The organism is Edaphobacter sp. HDX4, assembly GCF_036877565.1.
Taxonomy (GTDB): Bacteria; Acidobacteriota; Terriglobia; order Terriglobales; family Acidobacteriaceae; genus Edaphobacter.
This window is the reverse complement of sequence record NZ_JAEDXW010000012.1, coordinates 154,863-172,148: the sequence shown is the minus strand read 5'-3', so window position 1 is coordinate 172,148 and position 17,286 is coordinate 154,863. Positions and strand designations below refer to the sequence as shown.

Genomic DNA, 17,286 nt, shown 5'->3' with positions numbered 1-17,286 from the left:
ACCGCTCTGCCGAAGGCCAGGAGTGGAGCCCGCAGGGGAAACGACCGATCTTATTCCGCTCTGGCGGAGTGGCTCGGGTGGCGCATCTCATGCCGCCTCACCGCACGGCGGACATTCGCGCGAAACCTCTCCCATCTCCTGTCAAGCCCCCGAACCCACGAAGGACGATCTCGAAATCCCTATCCACCACCATCCAGATCACTTCCGGGACAGAGATAAACCGCCGGAAAGTGCGCATTGTCATGCCCCGATTTTCTACAATAGAAGCAGGTCAACAAAAAGAAGCCCCGGCACCCGCCGGGGCTTTCTTATTGATCTATCAAATAACCTCTTTTGAATATTTTGCAAGCGCCCAAGTCGATTTCATTGGGCTTTCTCCTGTTTGGCAACCGGATTGCGCTAGAAGTCCAGACCTAAATTATCTATTTTGAAGATTTTGCACAAAAAAGAAAGGGGTACCCATATGTACGGCGACGCTGACATCGAACCAGGCTCAACGCCCTGGCCCCTACCAAAGAACTCCGCCGGGTGCCGGGTGCCGGGTGCCCCATGTCTCGCCTTGAGACATGGGAACCATCGAGTGAAGTTCAACCTACTCACCATCCCGGCAAACGCGCTTGGCCTTTGAAGACTGCTCCGAACACGCCTCAGGGAGACCTAAGTGGAAATCCTCTATCAAAATCCATTTGCCCTTGATCGCGCTACGGTATAGCGTTTCCCCATCGGGCAAGCCATCACTGTGCAAGGGAAGCCGATGAATCTTCAGGCCGAAACAGTCGCGGCACTTAACACGACATCAGTCGGGCGCATCATTCGCAGAGCGGCGCGGCCTGCAGTCCACCTTGCCCGCCAGGTGCTGCATCCCGGAGTTCCGCCGCAACTGCAGTTAACCCGTCTCAACTGCAACGGCCAGCGCACCGCCATTCTGCATCGCCGCACCTTTGCGGATTATTCCGTGATTCGACAGTGCTTCGAAGATCGACAGTACGATCTTCCTCGACGCGCGCATTGCATCATGATCGATAACCTCTACCAGCAGATTCTCGCCTCAGGACGACAGCCTCTCATCGTGGACTGCGGCTCCAACATCGGCGCGAGCGTCTTGTGGTTCGCTTCGCGTTATCCGCGCGCGCATGTCCTTGCTATCGAACCTGCGCCAGACAACTTCGAGCTTCTCCGGCGCAACTGCGCGCACCTCGATGCGGACCTGCATCTGGCAGGAATCGCATCCGAGGACGGCTTCGCCTCACTCATCGATCCAGGAGAAGGAAGCCTTGCCTACCGCACCATTCCCGCAGGCCCTGAGAGCGGCCTGCCTACCTTCAGCCTGCCAACCCTTCTGAAACAGAAGTCACCTGCGACCTACACACCGTTTCTGCTGAAGCTCGATATCGAAGGCGCGGAGAAGCCCCTGTTCGATGGCGACTGCTCGACCATTGCACAGTTCCCCATCATCATCATGGAACCCCACGACTGGTTCCTTCCCGGTCAGGCGACGTCGCTCGGCTTCTTTCGCTTTCACGCGCAGGCCGGGCGCGAGCTTCTTATCCAGCACGAAAACATCGTCTCGATTGACTGCCGAGCCGCTGCGGGTGCCATCGGGCAGGTAGCACATACATAAATTCCCATCTATTCTCCGGGTGCCCCGTTCACGCGACTCATTCGCATTATTCCGCATTCGAAGCGAATGCTTCGAACCTTCACCGCATCCGCTTAGCCCACTTCCCCGCGCTTCCTAATCACAAGCTCATCCACCGTAAGCTTGCCGATGCTCAGCTCCTCAATCCTTCCCGTGCCCATCCCCAGCGCGTTGATCCCCAGGGCGCCGATCGCGAGCGCACCGATCGCCATTGCTCCCACGGCCATCGCTCCCACCGCCGTCCCCACCATGGCCACGCCAACAATGGTCGCGCCCTTCCGTGCTCTCGCTTTGAGGCTGCGGTTGCGTATCATGCAGACGATCTTACCCCCCGCTTGAACCCGCGCCGGTGGTTATTCAAAGCGCAGGGTGGTTTTGGGAGATCAGATATCGACTACACACAGCCGCTAAGCGCATCAACAGCCGCTCTTACAGCATCGATATCCGCCAAAAGTCCGGCAGGATCACTCAGCACGGACAGCCGGATCGGTGGCACACCCGCTATCTCGAAGAAGGAGCGGCCAAGGTCCAGAACCCCTTGAATCCCAATCGCGGCTCGTGCCTGCTCAACAGGCGGCAAAGATTCGAGACACGTCAGCGACTGCAGACTGAGGCACAGCAGATCCCTCACCAGCGGCACCGCATCGGCAGGCGAGTTCATCAGCAGCGCGGGCTGGAGAGCCATGGCCGCCCTGGCAAACTCCTTGAGAGACGCTGGCGGCGCCGAGGGCAAAGTCTTCACAATCTCGATCAACGGCTTCAACAGCGCCAGTACTCTCAACAGAGGCTCGGTCGATGCAAGCCACGGAGCTACCTGCCGCTCGAGGTCTGCACTCGCCGCACAAATGCTGGAGCCATCAGCTCCGGCGATTGGGTGCAGACTTGCCCCACTCGGTAGCCGCACCGCGTGCGTGCCTGCCTGCTCAGGTGGTGAAGAACTGCCTTGCCACAACCTTCCAATCACATAAGGACGATTCGGATCACTGTTCTCAAACGCCACCAATACCTTGTCATTCACCTGCAGTTGTCCGTCAGGGCCGACGGCGCTGACAACCTGCGCCCATTCCTGCGTGCCGGTAGCCATCGGGCCCGACAAACGGATCAGGACGCGTCCCTGCGCCAATGGGTCCGCCAGATCAGAGATGGTCGCAACGGCTACACCGCTGATAGTGCTCACGCATCCCTCCCGCCTATTCCCAGGCAGCGATGCTCTCGCTCAGGGGCACGGCTTCGGAACTCGCCTGAGCATAGCCCCTCGGCTGTCACACCCTCTTCATACGGAAACGAGCTTCAGCCCGGGCGGTTCCATTCACCGCTAGGCATTGCCGTACGGCAGCTTCGGCTGGATCGCCAGCACAGGAGAATCAGAAGCAATCTTCTCGAACGCGCTATTGATCGTGTCCTGTGTGTTTCGCGAGGCGATATGCAGCCGGCGCGTTGTCTTTGCTGCCGTCTGGCAGAGTTGATAACGATTGGAAAGAGTCTCTTTTGCACGAAAGATCACTTCAGAACGCATGAGGCCTCCGATACTTCTTTGCGGCGGATCAGATGGGCAAAGTATTTCTCTGAAGCGCGGATGAACTGCAGTGTCTTTGATCACATTGGCAGGCGATGACCGCGTGCCAATTCGTGCGGCCTCTTTGTTACATCGTGGATCAAGCTGGATCCGGGCTTTTGCGCCGATTCACCATCATAGCCCTAAAAAGATCCGCGAGGGCACTTAACGCGAGCGGCGTACTGCCCTATCTCGGGGGGCCATTCATGGAGCAGCCTCATCGCGACATGAGTGGGGGTGCCCGTCATGGTCCCGTCATACGCTGGGCTACAACCTGCTGTTATTTCTTTTTTAGCCTTTCCATCAATCTCTCCGGATGGATGGGCTTTGCAATAAGTTCAAACGAATAACCTTTTCGTTCACCCCGGCTCAGGGCATCTGAGACTCCAGCCTGTCCGGAAATGAGCAGGATCTTCGTTGCAGGCAGCATCTTGCTGATGGCAATTGCAAGCTCCACTCCGTTGATGCCGGGCATCAGCACATCTGTAAGTAGATAGTCCGGCTTGAGCTTTGCGGCTATCTCCAGCGCCGTTTTTCCGTCATAGGCGAAGACCGCCCGGAAGCCAAACCTATTCAGAATCTCCACCGTGGTGTTGGCGATCAGCTCCTCGTCGTCGACCACCAGGACCGTAGGCTTCTCAGCCGCAGATCTCTTAGACTCCGTGTTGCGCTTGTTGCCACGGGCGAGATTCGGTCCAAACTTAACCGCCGCTTGAAAGATTCCCGGGTCAACTCCCTGCATGTACACACCTCCCCTGTTCACGCTATCTGCTCGATTGCCTATACGGAAGTCCCACTCTGGGGGATGGCGAATGGAAGGAAGATGACCAGAGTCGTACCGCAGTTACCAGTATCCGTGCCACTGGTGATTGCAATCTGCCCCCGCTGTTTTTCAATCAGCTGTTTGGCTACCCAAAGGCCGATGCCCGTGCCGAGCTGGCCTTTCGTGGTGAAAAACGGCTCGAAGATCCGCTCCAGATTCTCCTGGGGGATACCCGTCCCGCTATCCTGGATAACAATCTGAATCCCTTCTTCTGAATGCTTCGTCTCCCCGATCTGAACCTGCAGGACTCCACCTTCAGGCATGGCATCAATGGAGTTGGCGATCACATTTGAGAGCACCTGCACCAGCTCACCCTTGTTGACCGTGATTGGGCGATGATGATCGAACTGGCAATCGACCGAGATATTGTAGGCACGGAGCTTCCTCTGATAAACCATCAGCACATCTTCCGTCAATTCCCGGACGTCCACCTCCACGGGAGCACCCGTCTCACGGTAGTAGCCCAGCGTCTGCCTCACGATGTGTGCAACGCGTTCCAACTCTTCTTCCGCGGTCTGCAGGTAGCCTTTCACCTGCTTCAGAGAGTCGCTGGTGCGCGCGAGAAAGACAAGATTCATCACTGCATCGAGCGGATTATTAATTTCATGAGCGATGGTTGCGGCCATGCGTCCGGTGGCAGCGAGCTTTTCCGACTCAATCAGCGTCTGCTCGATCTTCTTCCGGTCCGAAATGTCGCGGGCCGTCTTGGAAGCGCCGACGATCTGACCCGTCCTGTCTTTAACAGGCGAGATGGTTACCGCGACCTCAAACCGCTCCCCGTTCTTCCTGATCCTTGTGGTCTCATAGTGATCGATCCGTTCTCCAGATCTCAGCTTAGTGAGGATCATCTCTTCTTCATGACGCAGATCCGGGGGAATCAGCCTCACGATAGACTCGCCAACCATCTCTTCCGCCGTATACCCGAACATTCGTCCTGCGGCGTCATTCCAGCTTGTAACGATTCCGTTTAGATTCTTACTAATGATCGCGTCATCGGACGACTGGACGATCGCAGCCAGCAAAGAGTGTGAATAATCCTCTTCATGCTTCCCCGATTGCGGTGACATTTTATCCTGCTCAGCCATTGCGGTCTTTTCTGCCCTAAAAGATCGACCAATGAAAGTCATCCCACATCACAAGTATTCTTCACCTCGGCAATTAAGACAATGGGGCAGGTACCCATGCCATAAAACTTGCCGGACCGCGGGGGGCAGGGACACTACCGAATCCCCCGCACATCGAGTGCTCCATTAGTACTGCGGAGATGGCACGGATAGCTGCAGTGGATCACTGCCTCCCTTCCAGGGAACGCTCGCAGACGGAGGAGCATCGCTCATGCAGGCAATCCATGCCCAGTCTTACTCCATCGTCATCACGACCCGGAACCTTGCCTTCCCGCTCATCATCTGTTCGTACCCTTCCTTGAACTGCTCAAACTTGTATATCTCGTTCATCGGACGAACCCCCTCCAGCAAACTGAAGTTCAGCGTATCTTCCGAATCCATCGATGTTCCCGAGTACCATCCCTGCACCGTCTGCGACTGCAGAATCATCTGGATCGCAGGAACCTCCATCTTTGGTACTGCACCCACGATCATGAACGTACCCGTCACTCCGAGGCCGCCCATCACCGCTGCCATGGCATCCGCATTTGTAACTGTAGCGAGCACAACCTGTGCTCCACCCAGCTTCTGCAGCTCCGCCGCCGGATCCTCTGTCTGGCTATCGATATAGACATCCGCGCCCAGCTTCTTTGCCAGCTCGCCCTTGTCCGCACCCCGCGCAATCGCCGCCGTTCTGAATCCCATCTTCGCCGCGTATTGGACACCCAGGTGGCCCAATCCGCCCAGTCCCAGCACGGCGACCACATCACCGGGTCGCGCACCCGCATTCCTCAAGCAATTGAACGTCGTCAGCCCCGCGCACATCAGAGGAGCAGCCTCGACTGCGCTCAGCCCCTCCGGAATCTCCGCCAGCCCTATCGCCGGAGCCACAACATACTCCGCATATCCGCCATCGAAGCTCACGCCCGTCGTCTGCAGATCATTCGTGCATGCAAAGAAATTTCCTCGGCGGCAGTTGTGGCAGTATCCGCAGTTGCCACCATGCCAGCCGATACCGACGCGCTGGCCGACCGTCCACCCCTTGACACCCTCTCCCGGCTTGTCCACCACGCCCACTATCTCGTGGCCCGGAACCCGCGGGTACTGAATCCCTGGAAGAAGTCCGTCCTTGGTCACCGAATCACTGTGGCAGATACCGCACGCCTGTACCTTCACCCGAACCTTCCCCAGACCCGGCTCCGGAATCTCCCGCTCCACCAACTCCCACTCGCCACCTGCCTTGGGAACCTGCACCGCACGCATCTTCGCCATAAAAAATCTCCTTGTCAAAATTGAAGTAGAACTCAAAGTCCGAATGCCAGGCCCGGTAATCCTTGATTCCATGTCAGCAGCTTGTTGCTGTAGCTGCCATCAACATCGCATCAATCCTTAGACCGTCATAACCCGTCTGCTGCACCCCGCCACAGGCCCTGTTACAGCCCCGCATGCGGCCACATTTCAGACGACCAGCGGTTTTCCGGTCTCCGCATCCACTCGCTTGATCACTACCGCAGTCAGATCATCCACCTGCTTCGTTCCGTCCGCGAAGGCCTTCACCGCGCTGTAAAGCTCCGCTATGATCTGTTCCGATGGAAGATGACGCGCATTCCGCACTGCCTGCGTCAGCCTTGCGACTCCAAACTGTTCGCTTTCTGCGTTCTCCCACTCGAAGAAGCCGTCTGTTGCCAGCACCACCATGTCACCGACTTCCATGTGCAGCGTGACCGGCTCCGATGAATTCAACTCCGGAAGAAGACCCAGCGGAATCGCCTGCGCTGCGAGCTCTTCAAAACTGTCGCGGACCGACGAGTACACAAACAACGGGCCATGCCCCGCCGACAGCAGCTCCACCCTGCTCTCGTCCGCCGAACACACCGCCGCCACAAACGTCGCAAAGCGGCCACCGCCGATCAGGTCTTCCCCGAAGAACTGGTTCACATGCTCAAGCGCCTTCACCAGGTTGTCATGCGTATCGAAGCTCGATCTCGCATACGCGCGGCACACCGAAGCCAGCAGCGCCGGACCTATGCCATGTCCGGTCACATCCGCCAGCGTCACCACCAGGCGGCCGTCACGCATTCTCTTCCAATCAAAGTAGTCGCCTCCCGTCGCATCGGCTGGAAGGTTCCATCCGCTGATCTCCATGCCACGGATGGTCGGCCTGATCGTTGGTAGCAGCGACTGTTGAATCGACCTTGCTATCTCGAGATCGTGCTCTACCTCCTTCAGCTGCCGGGTCATCTCCGCCTCGTGCAGCGCGGCCTTCACATGCTTCGTAATCTCGCTGCCGATCATCCCCGCAATCAGACCGCTCGCCAGCAGGATCGCTGCGTAGAATGCGACTGCCGTCTGGGCCACGGTATGGTGGCTCAGGCTCTCTAGGCTGGGACGCCAGCCGTCGATATACGCTGCCACCAGATATCCCACCGCGGCAGCGGCTCCTGCAATTCGCGAGACGAGCGGGTTCAGGCGCAGCACCGACAGCATAATCAGGGGAAAGAACGCCAGGACCCACGGTGTCTCGATCGCTCTGTACTCGCCCAGCAGCGGGTTCGAGAAGTACGCCACTCCCACTGCCGGGGCCGCTATCTCCAGAACGATATTGAACATCCACATCGCGGCCGGAAGGTCCCGCCCACCCCTCAGTGCACGTCTCACCACACCAAGGGTCCACGCCTCATACGCCACCAGCAGCAGCAGAATCACCGTTCCCCACATGCTCATATGCGAGGAATAGAGAATCCCGCGAACCACGATTGCTGCTGTAAACACCAGCAGGAATGTGGTTACGCCATAGATACGACGACATTCACTCTCCAGCAGGGCCTTGCGAAAGGCCAGCGAGTCCACATCGACGGTGTTCATCGGACTCATGACCGCATGCGCTCTCTTATCTCAGGAACGGTTGCATTCCGTGGAGACCAATTCTTCCTATCGCGGCGTCAAAACGCAAGACATTAAACAACTCGCCGCAGCCGGCATCGCAGAACGATGCCAATCGAAGCACGAGACTTATTTGCCTTCGCAAAACCTGCCGTTCGGCCGCGCGCGCCGATTCCGCCACCCAGACTCGCCTCTCAGCGAGCTGCTTTCACAGAATCCTTCCTCACGCCACCCTCGCTGCGTGTCCCCATATACCGTTCGCTCAGCCACTTCCGCACCGGCTCGTCGTACAACTTCAGGGACCCATAGGCAATCGTCACCGCCGCGACAAACAGCAGCACACCGCCTGCAACGCCGTAAGCGAAAGGCACCTTCTGACGCGTCACCCACGCCGTGTACACATAGATCAGCGGATAGTGCGTGATGTACAGCGGGTACGAGATGTCGCCCATAAACCGGCACACCCTCTCTTCCACTCCCGCCACCACGCGATCTCCCGCACCCATCGCCACCACTACCGGGAAGACAACGATGATGGCAAACGCCTCGTACAGTCCATTCATCCACAGATGCTCCGGTCCACCGATCCTCGGAATGGAAAAGGCCGCGATCAGAATCAGGCTGCACCACGCGAACGCTCCGCGCACATGGATTCGTTTGCCCACACGCATCAGCAGCATGCCCGCAAGAAATGGAAACAACAGGCGCGCAAAACCGATGTGCAGTTGCTCCGCCGTCACGCTCCACCCGCCGATCACGTCTCCCCTCGGTCCCCACACCAGCAGATGGATCAGGAACCCGGCCGACAACACCACCAGCACCGACAGAGCCTTGTTCGAGATCTTGCGCAGGCCCAGCGCATACAGGACGTTCGCGATGTACTCGAAGAACAGCGACCACGCCGGGCCATCCAGCGGATGCATCTCCTGCCATCCGCGGATATCCATCGACGGCAGCAGGGGAATCATCGTGAAGCCCACCAGCATCACCAGCAGGACCTTCCATACCGGCGTTGCGCTCACCAGGTTGAACATCGGGCAGGATTGAAAGTAAAACAGCAGCGCACCGATGATGTTGCCCATCACGATCATCGGCTGCAGCCGTATCAGGCGCCGCTTATAGAAATCCCACTGCGTCATCTTCCCCCAGCGATCATCGTAGGCATACGCCACCACGAAGCCGGACAGCAGGAAGAAGAAGTCCACCGCAAGATATCCGTGATTGATGATCTGCCGGAACACGCTGCCCCCGGCGTGCGCCTCAAAGGTGTGGAACAGCACGACCATCATCGCCGCTACGCCGCGCAGCCCATCGAGAATCTCGTAGTGAGCTTTAGTCTGCAGGTATCCAGGTCGCTGGCTCATAGGCCCACAAGGATAAATGCTCCTGACACGCAGCGGCTCACCGAATCCGGGCAACCTTTTGTGAAGACAACTCTCCCTCCCCACCGGCCATCACATCCACAGTACAAGCTCGACGGAGCCGCGTTCGATCGATGTTTCGCGGCCCGGGAAACCGAAGCAGGCCCGCTTCGGGAAAGGTTCACTCTATGGCTTCGATGCAGTGGAAACATGCGGCTTCGGCCGCAACGGTAATGTTGTGTCTCGCAACAGGTTCGTTCGCTGTCGCGGCGCAGATGCCTGACAACTCAAATCAGAACAAGAACAAGCCCAATCAAACCCAGAGCGCTGACCAGCAGAGCAACAGCAAAACCGACCGCGAGACGACAGCGAAGATCAGGAAGGCCCTCATGGCCGACAAGGATCTCTCGACGTACGCCCACAACGTCAAGATCATCACCGTCGACGGCGCAGTCACTCTCAAGGGACCCGTCAAATCCGAGGAAGAAAAGGCGAAGGTCGCCGACCTCGCCGGCGGCATCGTCACGGCAGATAAAGTCACCAATCAGCTCACCGTCAAGTAATTAAACCCCGGAGCCCTCTCCGGTACGCTGCATACGCAGCAAGGAGCTATCTATGGCAGGCAAAAACACAGCGGTCTACGGCATCTATGCCAATCCCGAAACAGCAGAAGCGGCAGTCGACCAGCTTCTTCGAAATGGCTTCTCCAACGCATCCATCTCCGTTCTTCTCCCCGACGATGAAAGTTCTCGTGCCTTTGCGCATGCCAAGAGCACCAAGGCTCCCGAAGGCACAACCACCGGCGCTACCACGGGCGGCCTCGTCGGAGGTGCCGTCGGTCTGCTCGCCGGCATCGGAGCACTGGCTATCCCCGGCGTAGGTCCGCTCATCGCCGCCGGTCCCATCATGGCTACACTCGCCGGAGTCGGCGTTGGCGGCGCGGTCGGTGGACTCGTCGGAGCCCTGGTCGGAATGGGCATCCCGGAGTATGAGGCCAAGCGCTACGAAGGCGCCGTCAAAAGCGGCGGAACGCTGCTCTCCGTGCACTGCGATACCTCCGAGCAGGTGGACTCCGCAAAGCGCTCGCTCGAAGAGACCGGCGCCAAAGACATCTCCTCCGCCAGCGAGGCAAGCTCTTCAAAGAAAGAGGGAGCCCATAGCACCTACGGCGACCTGTCTTCCGGCGACAACATCCAGGACCGCGATCTGGAAGATCGTCGCCTCAGCAACGACAAAACCGCTGACGTGGTCGTGTCCGACACTGCCATCGAAGATGATGTCGCACCCAATCGCAACATGTAACTCCCTCGGCTATTACACCGGGGCGGAAGAATGAACAAGAGGCTGCGATCGCTCACAGCCTCTTGTTTCGCATCTCCATCGCGTCCTTACAGCGAGACAATACCAACCTTCAGGCATTCCTATTATGGCCGCGCCGAGATCTGCCTTGCCTGCGCGTCCGCAGGAGAACTCGCATCTCTTCAATGCGACCTTGCCGCCCGAGCCCTCTCAACCGCCTTCGAAGCCTCCGTCACATCAAAGCGCCCGTCGTACACCATCACCCCGCCATCCAGAATCGCAGCGGGCTTCAACTTCCTGAACGCCGCATACGGATTCGGTGCTCCGTATGGCAGGTCGATCCCCTCCAGCTCATCATCGCTGATCAGCACCGGCCCCTCGATCTCCCTCGGCACCTCCATCGGTGCCGGGATCCACCACAGGTTGACCATCGTCGACAGCGGACGGCAGGGCACGCCGTAGTATCTCTCGTCCGCTACACCGCTCGCCGTGTACGCCATCCAGCACTGCTTCACGCCGCGCTCATTCAGATATGCCGCCACCGTCTTCAACTGCTGCCCCCAGTCCGAGTTCGAATCGCTCAGCAGCCGATGAACGTTTCTCTGTCCGCCCCAGGCCTCGTTGGCATACGCCATGTATCCCGGAAACGATCGCGCCGAGCTGACCACCTGAAACACCAGAAGCGCCGCCACGCCCACCAGCCATCGCGTGTCCCGCGCCACCAGCCAGCCCACCGCCGACGCGCCGACGATGTACAGGAAAGGATAGATGGGCAGAATATGCCTCAACCCGATGTTCATGTCCGAGTGCATCGCCAGACCCAGGAACACGGCAACCGGAACCAGCAGCATCAGCCACCGCCGGCGCAGGCTCCTCTCGCGCACCGCGACGTAGATTGCAAGCGCCAGCATCGCGAGAAACGGCAGCGTAGACTTCACCGCAATCACCGCCGGAAAGTACATCCACGTGCCGTGCCTCCGCAGCCTGCCGAACAGGTGGCTGATGTCGCGCTGCTCGGTGAGCTTCGTGTTCGCCAGCCCCCAGAGGTACGCCTCCGGCAGAACGTGCGCCCGCGCCATCACGCGCAGCGGCGCCGGATTCGCCACCGCTGCATACTGGTTCAGGTACGCCGCCAGCCCTGGATTCTGCGCCCGGCCATCGGGCCGGGCCGCATAACGAAATCCGTATGCAGCCCACAGCACGGCCAGCGCCACTGCACCCACCACCGCCACTCCTGCAAGCCGCTTCAGCGCCAGTCTGCGGTCACGATCTTCGAGATAGGCCACCCCGACCATAAGCACCATGCATGGCGCGAGAAAGATGCCGGTGAACTTCGTCGCGCACGCCAGCCCCGCTAAAACCCCCGCCAGCAGCAGTCGGGGGAGATCGGGCTTCAATATGTAACTGTACCAGGAATAAATTGCAGCGAGGACCATGCACGTGATCGCGGCATCCGTCGTCACCAGCGCACCATGCGCCAGCAGGTTTGGATCGAAGACCAGAAACGCCAGCGCGATCAGACCTGTCGTCACTCCAAACATGCGGCGGCCAAGAAAGAAGACCATCACCGCCAGCGCCAGCGTGAAGAACGAGATCGCTACTCGCCCGCGCCCCAGCACGTGGTCCGCATCGTTCCGAAACAGAAACTCCCGCCCATCGACAAACGCCTCCAGCTGCGAGTCGCGCCCCTGCTGCAGGGGCTCATACAGCCGCATCGGGAGCACCGGCAGCGCCGCCACCACCTTTGCCAGCGGAGGCGCCTCCGGGTTCAGCCCGTAGTCGTGATGCCGCACGATGGTGTAGCCGTCAAAGAGATGATGCCCCTCGTCCCAGCACATCGAGGTACGACGGTTCACTGCCAGCAGCTGCGCAAAGAACACCACCAGCAGAGCCGCAACACCTGCGCCATACCAGACCGCCCTTCGATCCTTCTGCACCTTCTGCGCGATCTGCAGCATCCGCATCTCTCTCCGGAACTCTTCCCGATTCTGATGCCCACGCCCGGCAAACTCCAGAGGCTCGTGCAGGAAATGTGACAGAACGCACGCGACCTCAAGCTCACCGTTCCCCCGCACAGGAACCCAAGCCGATCCAAACTCTCCGTACACAATGCAATCAAGACCGATGCCCTCGATCCCATCGCCTACGCAAAGCCGCATTGTGATCGCAGCGCAACGTGAAGGGCAGCCCTCATCACATAAGTCACTAAATCGTTGTCATCCTGAGCAAAGCGAAGGATCCCTGTATTTCCCCCGGCGCGCCTACACCGCCGGGTGCCCCATCTTCGCGACGGTCTCCTCGTCGCTAAGGTGGGTTCATTCAAGCGAAGCTCGAACCTTCCTCATCCCGTGTCAAGCTCCAACCTTCTGCAAGTCAATCAATGCAAAGGTCATACGGCCTGCCGACGAATACCTCTCCCCGTGCCACACTTTAAATAGGTCTAGAACCGGACCGTATCCGCGTGTTTGCCGAGCGATATTTGATGTACAGGGAAGGAAAACTCGCCGTCAAAAAACGCAAAAAACGAGCTAACTAATTTTTATCAATAATTTGTCTTATAGCTTTTTATTATCAATATCTTGCAGCTGAGGTCCAAAGCTAAGCCCCGCGATATGAAGAATTTGCACAAAATACAGGCAGGGGGGTGGGACGTGTTTTGGACAGGATGATGCCTCTACTCCTGCCTGCCCTTCGGCACCGGACGCGGTCCTGGACCATCCGCCGTCATCTTCACCGGCTCAATGTCGCCCTTGGCATCGAAGGTCATCCGGTCGATCGCCAGCACTCGCTGATTTGCCCCGGTCGTTCCCAGCGGATGCCGATGGTACACGATGTACCACTCGTCCGTTCCCGGAATCTGCAGCACGGAGTGATGTCCCGGTCCGTTGGCGATCTTCGGATCGGTCTCAAGGATCTTGCCCACACGAACGAACGGGCCCGTCGGACTCGTACTCTTGGCATACGCAACCCCGTAGGTCGAGTTCTCCCAGCTTCCCTCCGACCACATGAAGTAGTACACGCCCTTTCGCTTGATCACGAACGGACCCTCGACATAGTGCTCCGGCGTAATCTCGCGATACATCGCGCCGTCCTTCATGGGCACGACGCTCTTCAGGTCCCCGGCCAGCCGAGCCACATTACAGTGACCCTGGCCGCCGTAGTACAGGTAGATCGTGCCGTCATCATCCTTGAAGACGAACGGATCGATCGGCTGCGCACCGTTGTGAAACTCTCCGACCAGCGGCTTGCCCAGAGCATCGACAAACGGACCTCCCGGCGCAGCGCTGACCGCTACGCCAATCCCGCCGGGAAACGTGTCCGTCTTCTGAATGTCATTAGCCGCGAAGAAGAGATAATACTTGCCCTTCAGCTCGATTGCGGAAGCGCCCAGATCGCATACGCCGCCCATGAGACGTCCTTCACATCCATCACGTCCTTGTGCTTCGTCCAGTGCACCAGATCCGGAGACGAGAGCGCGTCGAGCGAGGTGTGCAGCAGGTACACCGGATGAATCACATGCCCGGCGCGCAGCTTTTGCTGCGGCGGATTGAAGCTCTTGTCCTGGCTGTCCGACTCCGGGCTCGATGAAGTCGGATAGATCCAGTACCGCCCTCCGAAGATGTGAATCTCAGGATCGGCATACCACCCCTGCCGACTCAAATTTGCGGTCGCCTGAGAGTACGAGGTCGAGACCAGTTGCAAGGAGAGGATAAGCATCAGGGCGCGGCGGAGATGTCGATTCACGATTCTTCCAGGGTCTTCAAGTTGGATCGTCAGAAAGTTAAGATCAGATTTCGGCAGCACAACGCCGCCCACAAAACATTCTACGGATCAACCGGACCGTTTTCCGGATGTAGCATGAGACCGTGCGCAGGATCGCAATTATGGTTAATCCCGTCTTCTCGCCATGGCGACGGAGAACCATCCCGCGCATCCAGCAGATCTTCGAGCATGCAGGCATCGAGGTCCGCCTTCTTGAGACCGCGCCCCAGCCCAGCTCTGCGGCCGTGCTGGACGAGCACGAACTCGACGCGGTCATCGTCTGCGGCGGTGACGGAACTGTCTTCGGACTCCTGCAGCAGCTCGCCGGAACACGAATCCCGATCGGCATCTGCCCCTTCGGGACGGGCAACATCCTCGCCGGAAACCTCGGACTTCCCCGGAATCCGGTAGCTGCAGCACGCGCTCTTCTTACCGCAAAGCCAGTAGCCGTGCCACTGGCTAAGCTCACCTGTGGGGCTCCGCCAAAGAGCTTCTTCTTCGCCATGTCGGCGGGGATCGGCGGACATGCCGCGATGATGCGCACAGCCCACCGTTACCGGAAACATCGCACCGGCAGGTTGGCGTACTTCGCTGCGGGATTCGAAGTTCTTGCGAAGCATCTCCTCGAACCCTTCGATCTCGAGATCACCACGACCGAAGGAGACGTCATCACGCGCCGCTCCTCTGAGATGATCGCCGTTCGTGTCGAAGCTCTCAATCTCTGGCGGCCCGGCGGAGGATTGCATCTGCCCTTCCTGCGCCTCGCCAGCGTCGAGGGATCTTCGCGTATGCGACTCCTTCAGGCCTCGATAGAAGCCCTGGCCCTCGGAGCGGGGCAGCGTGATCGCAGGCCCAGCTCACGCGCCGCTGCACACTATGAAGATGTCCTGCGCGTACAAGCGCGAACCATTCCTGGAGCCACCTACACTGCGGTTCCTGCTCTCCAGGCCGACGGAGAGATTCTCGACCTTCTCACCCCCGATGCCCCGATCACTCTCGAGATGGCGGAAGTCCAGGTCAATTTTCTCTCGCTCTCCACATAGAGCGTGGTCTTTTACTGCCAGCGATCGTCCATTGATCCTGTTTCTTCATATTCAGATCCCGAACGCGAGGATGCTGACGATGCCCGCTGCAACTCCGAGAATCATTTCTACATACATTCCCAGAAAAATTGCATTTACATGGGTTTGATAGAACTCTTCTGAGCTGAGCTTTCGCTCTCTTCGATACCAGAGCTCGATGGTAGTAGCGATTCGCTTCGAAAAAGATCGCCTTTTCCCCATATCAAAGGAAGGCGTCAGAAGAGGGTGCGCGAACTGTTTTGAGGAAAGTGAGCCACCAAGTGGCAGAGTCTGCTGTGCGATAGCTGAATGAAGGAAACTCATGGTGAAATCCTCCTCGACTGATCGAACGATAGCTCCACCACAGAAAGGCTGCCACGACATAAATACAGCAAAAACAGACATCAGAACCTCTCTTAGGGCAGCTTCAAGGTTTAGAAGCTGTGGTGTGTTTGATTTCGATATACTTCCACCCATGCTTCGCATTCTGGCTGCCACCTTCCTGGTCTGCGCACTTGCTGCGCACGCTCAGCAGTACGACCTCGTCCTTCGCAACGGCCACGTCATCGATCCCAGAAACAATGTGGACGCTCAACGTGACGTAGCCATTCGCGACGGAAAGATCGCCGCCATCGAAGCGTCCATCCCCGCGAGCGCTGCAAAGAAATCTGTCGACATCACCGGACTTTATCTCACACCCGGTCTCGTCGATATTCACGAGCACGTCTTCATCGGGCTTCGCCATAACGCCTGGGGCAACGGCGATCTCTCCGTCCAGGCCGACGTGATGGCTGTTCCCAACGGAGTCACCACGATCGCCGACGCCGGCTCCTCAGGCTGGCGGGACTTCGCCGAGTTCCGCCACCGTGTCATCGAGACATCCAAAACGCGCATCTTCGCGTTCATCAACATCGTCGGAGCCGGGATGGCCAACGCCGATGACGCTGCCGAGCAGAACGAGCACGACATGGACATCGACGAATTGTCGAAGGTCATTCAACAGAACCGTGACATCGTCGTCGGCATCAAGACCGCTCACTGGCAGCAGCCCAATTTCATCTCGGTGAAGACAGCTATCGAGGCCGGCAATCGCAATCATCTTCCTGTCATGGTGGACTTCGGCTGGTTCGACAACAAGTCCTATCAGCAGATGATCTCCACGCTGCTGCGCCCCGGCGACATCAGCACCCATGTCTTCAGAATGCCCGCGCCACTGTTGACACCTGACGGCAAACCCGCGCCGTACATGCTCGAAGCCCGCAAGCGCGGAATCAAGTTCGACGTCGGCCACGGCGGCGGATCCTTCAACTTCGCTCTCGCTGAGCCCCTGGTCAGGAACGGCTTCTTCCCCGACTCCATCTCGACCGACCTCCACATCAGCTCCGCCACAGGAGTCATGCTCAACATGCCCAACGTGATGAGCAAGCTGCTCGCGCTGGGTATCCCTCTCCCCGAGATCATCCGTGAATCCACAACCAATCCCGCCACAGAGATCGGGCATCCTGAACTCGGCCAGATCTCCGTCGGCTCTACGGCAGACATCGCTGTTCTGCGCATTGATCACGGTCACTTCGGTTACGCAGACCTTGCTGGCGGAAAGGTCGATGGAACCGAGCGCATTGTGCCGGAGATGACAGTGCGTGCAGGCCAGATTGTCTTCGATCTGAATGCACGCACCGCGGTTCCCTGGCGCGAAGGGCACCTGAAGTACGCAGCCCACTGAGCCGACCTGACCGATGAAGGACGGGCCACCGTGCTACGATGAGCGGAAACACCGGGCCGCGTTTCTCCTATCGATTG

At 58.6% G+C, this 17,286-nt stretch carries 18 protein-coding genes; 6 read left to right on the top strand and 12 right to left on the bottom strand.

Annotated elements, in window-relative coordinates:
• Both JAO29_RS13345 and JAO29_RS13340 read left to right on the top strand, forming a co-directional pair.
• A partial coding sequence (locus JAO29_RS13345) for a hypothetical protein (protein ID WP_334268724.1) occupies positions 1-431 on the top strand: 431 nt, incomplete at its 5' end.
• 323 nt (positions 432-754) lie between these two features.
• Positions 755-1,621, top strand: a complete 867-nt coding sequence (locus JAO29_RS13340; RefSeq protein WP_334268723.1) for an FkbM family methyltransferase — start codon at positions 755-757, stop codon at positions 1,619-1,621.
• 92 nt (positions 1,622-1,713) lie between these two features.
• Here the strand turns inward: JAO29_RS13340 and JAO29_RS13335 are convergent, their stop codons facing one another.
• The 8 genes from JAO29_RS13335 to JAO29_RS13300 form a co-directional block, all read right to left on the bottom strand.
• Positions 1,714-1,953, bottom strand: a complete 240-nt coding sequence (locus tag JAO29_RS13335) for a peptide ABC transporter substrate-binding protein (RefSeq protein WP_334268722.1) — start codon at positions 1,951-1,953, stop codon at positions 1,714-1,716.
• Positions 1,954-2,033: 80 nt separating this feature from the next.
• Positions 2,034-2,816 (bottom strand): phage baseplate assembly protein V, encoded by a 783-nt coding sequence (locus tag JAO29_RS13330; protein WP_334268721.1) that lies wholly within the window; start codon positions 2,814-2,816, stop codon positions 2,034-2,036.
• A 138-nt stretch (positions 2,817-2,954) separates the two neighbouring features.
• Positions 2,955-3,155: a hypothetical protein gene (locus JAO29_RS13325; protein ID WP_334268720.1), complete on the bottom strand. Its 201-nt coding sequence runs from the start codon at positions 3,153-3,155 to the stop codon at positions 2,955-2,957.
• Between the two features lie 319 nt (positions 3,156-3,474).
• Positions 3,475-3,936 carry a response regulator gene (locus JAO29_RS13320; protein WP_334268719.1) on the bottom strand — a complete coding sequence of 154 codons (462 nt, stop codon included), beginning with the start codon at positions 3,934-3,936 and terminating at the stop codon, positions 3,475-3,477.
• 38 nt (positions 3,937-3,974) lie between these two features.
• Positions 3,975-5,084, bottom strand: a complete 1,110-nt coding sequence (locus JAO29_RS13315) for a two-component system sensor histidine kinase NtrB (protein WP_334268718.1) — start codon at positions 5,082-5,084, stop codon at positions 3,975-3,977.
• A gap of 291 nt (positions 5,085-5,375) precedes the next feature.
• On the bottom strand, positions 5,376-6,392 hold the full coding sequence (locus JAO29_RS13310; RefSeq protein ID WP_334268717.1) for an alcohol dehydrogenase: 1,017 nt from the start codon (positions 6,390-6,392) through the stop codon (positions 5,376-5,378).
• 186 nt (positions 6,393-6,578) lie between these two features.
• A complete protein-coding gene (locus JAO29_RS13305; protein ID WP_334268716.1) occupies positions 6,579-7,994 on the bottom strand; it encodes a PP2C family protein-serine/threonine phosphatase in 1,416 nt (471 codons plus the stop codon).
• A gap of 203 nt (positions 7,995-8,197) precedes the next feature.
• On the bottom strand, positions 8,198-9,367 hold the full coding sequence (locus tag JAO29_RS13300; RefSeq protein ID WP_334268715.1) for an acyltransferase family protein: 1,170 nt from the start codon (positions 9,365-9,367) through the stop codon (positions 8,198-8,200).
• A 185-nt stretch (positions 9,368-9,552) separates the two neighbouring features.
• On the opposite strand from JAO29_RS13300, the gene JAO29_RS13295 reads away from it, so the two are divergent.
• Together JAO29_RS13295 and JAO29_RS13290 are read left to right on the top strand one after the other, a co-directional pair.
• Positions 9,553-9,927 carry a BON domain-containing protein gene (locus JAO29_RS13295; protein WP_334268714.1) on the top strand — a complete coding sequence of 125 codons (375 nt, stop codon included), beginning with the start codon at positions 9,553-9,555 and terminating at the stop codon, positions 9,925-9,927.
• Between the two features lie 52 nt (positions 9,928-9,979).
• Entirely contained in the window at positions 9,980-10,666 is a 687-nt protein-coding gene (locus JAO29_RS13290) for a general stress protein (RefSeq protein WP_334268713.1), read from the top strand.
• A 179-nt stretch (positions 10,667-10,845) separates the two neighbouring features.
• Here JAO29_RS13290 and JAO29_RS13285 read toward each other — a convergent pair whose 3' ends face one another.
• The 3 genes from JAO29_RS13285 to JAO29_RS13275 all read right to left on the bottom strand — a co-directional run bounded on the left by JAO29_RS13285 (position 10,846) and on the right by JAO29_RS13275 (position 14,407).
• A complete protein-coding gene (locus JAO29_RS13285) occupies positions 10,846-12,822 on the bottom strand; it encodes an ArnT family glycosyltransferase (RefSeq protein WP_334268712.1) in 1,977 nt (658 codons plus the stop codon).
• Positions 12,823-13,337: 515 nt separating this feature from the next.
• Positions 13,338-14,072, bottom strand: coding sequence for a glycoside hydrolase family 43 protein (locus tag JAO29_RS13280; RefSeq protein ID WP_334268711.1), 735 nt, complete (start codon positions 14,070-14,072; stop codon positions 13,338-13,340).
• Positions 14,030-14,407 carry a hypothetical protein gene (locus tag JAO29_RS13275; RefSeq protein WP_334268710.1) on the bottom strand — a complete coding sequence of 126 codons (378 nt, stop codon included), beginning with the start codon at positions 14,405-14,407 and terminating at the stop codon, positions 14,030-14,032. The genes JAO29_RS13280 and JAO29_RS13275 overlap by 43 nt, the downstream gene beginning before the upstream one ends.
• A gap of 140 nt (positions 14,408-14,547) precedes the next feature.
• Between JAO29_RS13275 and JAO29_RS13270 the strand changes: the two genes are divergently transcribed.
• A complete protein-coding gene (locus JAO29_RS13270; RefSeq protein WP_334268709.1) occupies positions 14,548-15,468 on the top strand; it encodes a diacylglycerol/lipid kinase family protein in 921 nt (306 codons plus the stop codon).
• A 51-nt stretch (positions 15,469-15,519) separates the two neighbouring features.
• Here the strand turns inward: JAO29_RS13270 and JAO29_RS13265 are convergent, their stop codons facing one another.
• Positions 15,520-15,891, bottom strand: a complete 372-nt coding sequence (locus tag JAO29_RS13265) for a hypothetical protein (protein WP_334268708.1) — start codon at positions 15,889-15,891, stop codon at positions 15,520-15,522.
• A 43-nt stretch (positions 15,892-15,934) separates the two neighbouring features.
• Between JAO29_RS13265 and JAO29_RS13260 the strand changes: the two genes are divergently transcribed.
• The gene (locus JAO29_RS13260; protein WP_334268707.1) at positions 15,935-17,209 is read left to right on the top strand and encodes an amidohydrolase/deacetylase family metallohydrolase; all 1,275 of its coding nucleotides are present in this window, start codon (positions 15,935-15,937) and stop codon (positions 17,207-17,209) included.
• Positions 17,210-17,286 lie beyond the last annotated feature (77 nt).

What these genes read in the sequence shown, in the direction of transcription:
- JAO29_RS13340 (WP_334268723.1), top strand. Translation starts at nt 755, where the DNA reads ATGAATCTTCAGGCCGAAACAGTCGCGGCACTTAACACGACATCAGTC.
- JAO29_RS13335 (WP_334268722.1), bottom strand. Translation starts at nt 1,953, where the DNA reads ATGATACGCAACCGCAGCCTCAAAGCGAGAGCACGGAAGGGCGCGACC.
- JAO29_RS13325 (WP_334268720.1), bottom strand. Translation starts at nt 3,155, where the DNA reads ATGCGTTCTGAAGTGATCTTTCGTGCAAAAGAGACTCTTTCCAATCGT.
- JAO29_RS13320 (WP_334268719.1), bottom strand. Translation starts at nt 3,936, where the DNA reads ATGCAGGGAGTTGACCCGGGAATCTTTCAAGCGGCGGTTAAGTTTGGA.
- JAO29_RS13315 (WP_334268718.1), bottom strand. Translation starts at nt 5,084, where the DNA reads ATGTCACCGCAATCGGGGAAGCATGAAGAGGATTATTCACACTCTTTG.
- JAO29_RS13310 (WP_334268717.1), bottom strand. Translation starts at nt 6,392, where the DNA reads ATGGCGAAGATGCGTGCGGTGCAGGTTCCCAAGGCAGGTGGCGAGTGG.
- JAO29_RS13305 (WP_334268716.1), bottom strand. Translation starts at nt 7,994, where the DNA reads ATGAGTCCGATGAACACCGTCGATGTGGACTCGCTGGCCTTTCGCAAG.
- JAO29_RS13300 (WP_334268715.1), bottom strand. Translation starts at nt 9,367, where the DNA reads ATGAGCCAGCGACCTGGATACCTGCAGACTAAAGCTCACTACGAGATT.
- JAO29_RS13295 (WP_334268714.1), top strand. Translation starts at nt 9,553, where the DNA reads ATGGCTTCGATGCAGTGGAAACATGCGGCTTCGGCCGCAACGGTAATG.
- JAO29_RS13290 (WP_334268713.1), top strand. Translation starts at nt 9,980, where the DNA reads ATGGCAGGCAAAAACACAGCGGTCTACGGCATCTATGCCAATCCCGAA.
- JAO29_RS13285 (WP_334268712.1), bottom strand. Translation starts at nt 12,822, where the DNA reads ATGCGGCTTTGCGTAGGCGATGGGATCGAGGGCATCGGTCTTGATTGC.
- JAO29_RS13280 (WP_334268711.1), bottom strand. Translation starts at nt 14,072, where the DNA reads ATGGGCGGCGTATGCGATCTGGGCGCTTCCGCAATCGAGCTGAAGGGC.
- JAO29_RS13270 (WP_334268709.1), top strand. Translation starts at nt 14,548, where the DNA reads ATGGTTAATCCCGTCTTCTCGCCATGGCGACGGAGAACCATCCCGCGC.
- JAO29_RS13265 (WP_334268708.1), bottom strand. Translation starts at nt 15,891, where the DNA reads ATGTCTGTTTTTGCTGTATTTATGTCGTGGCAGCCTTTCTGTGGTGGA.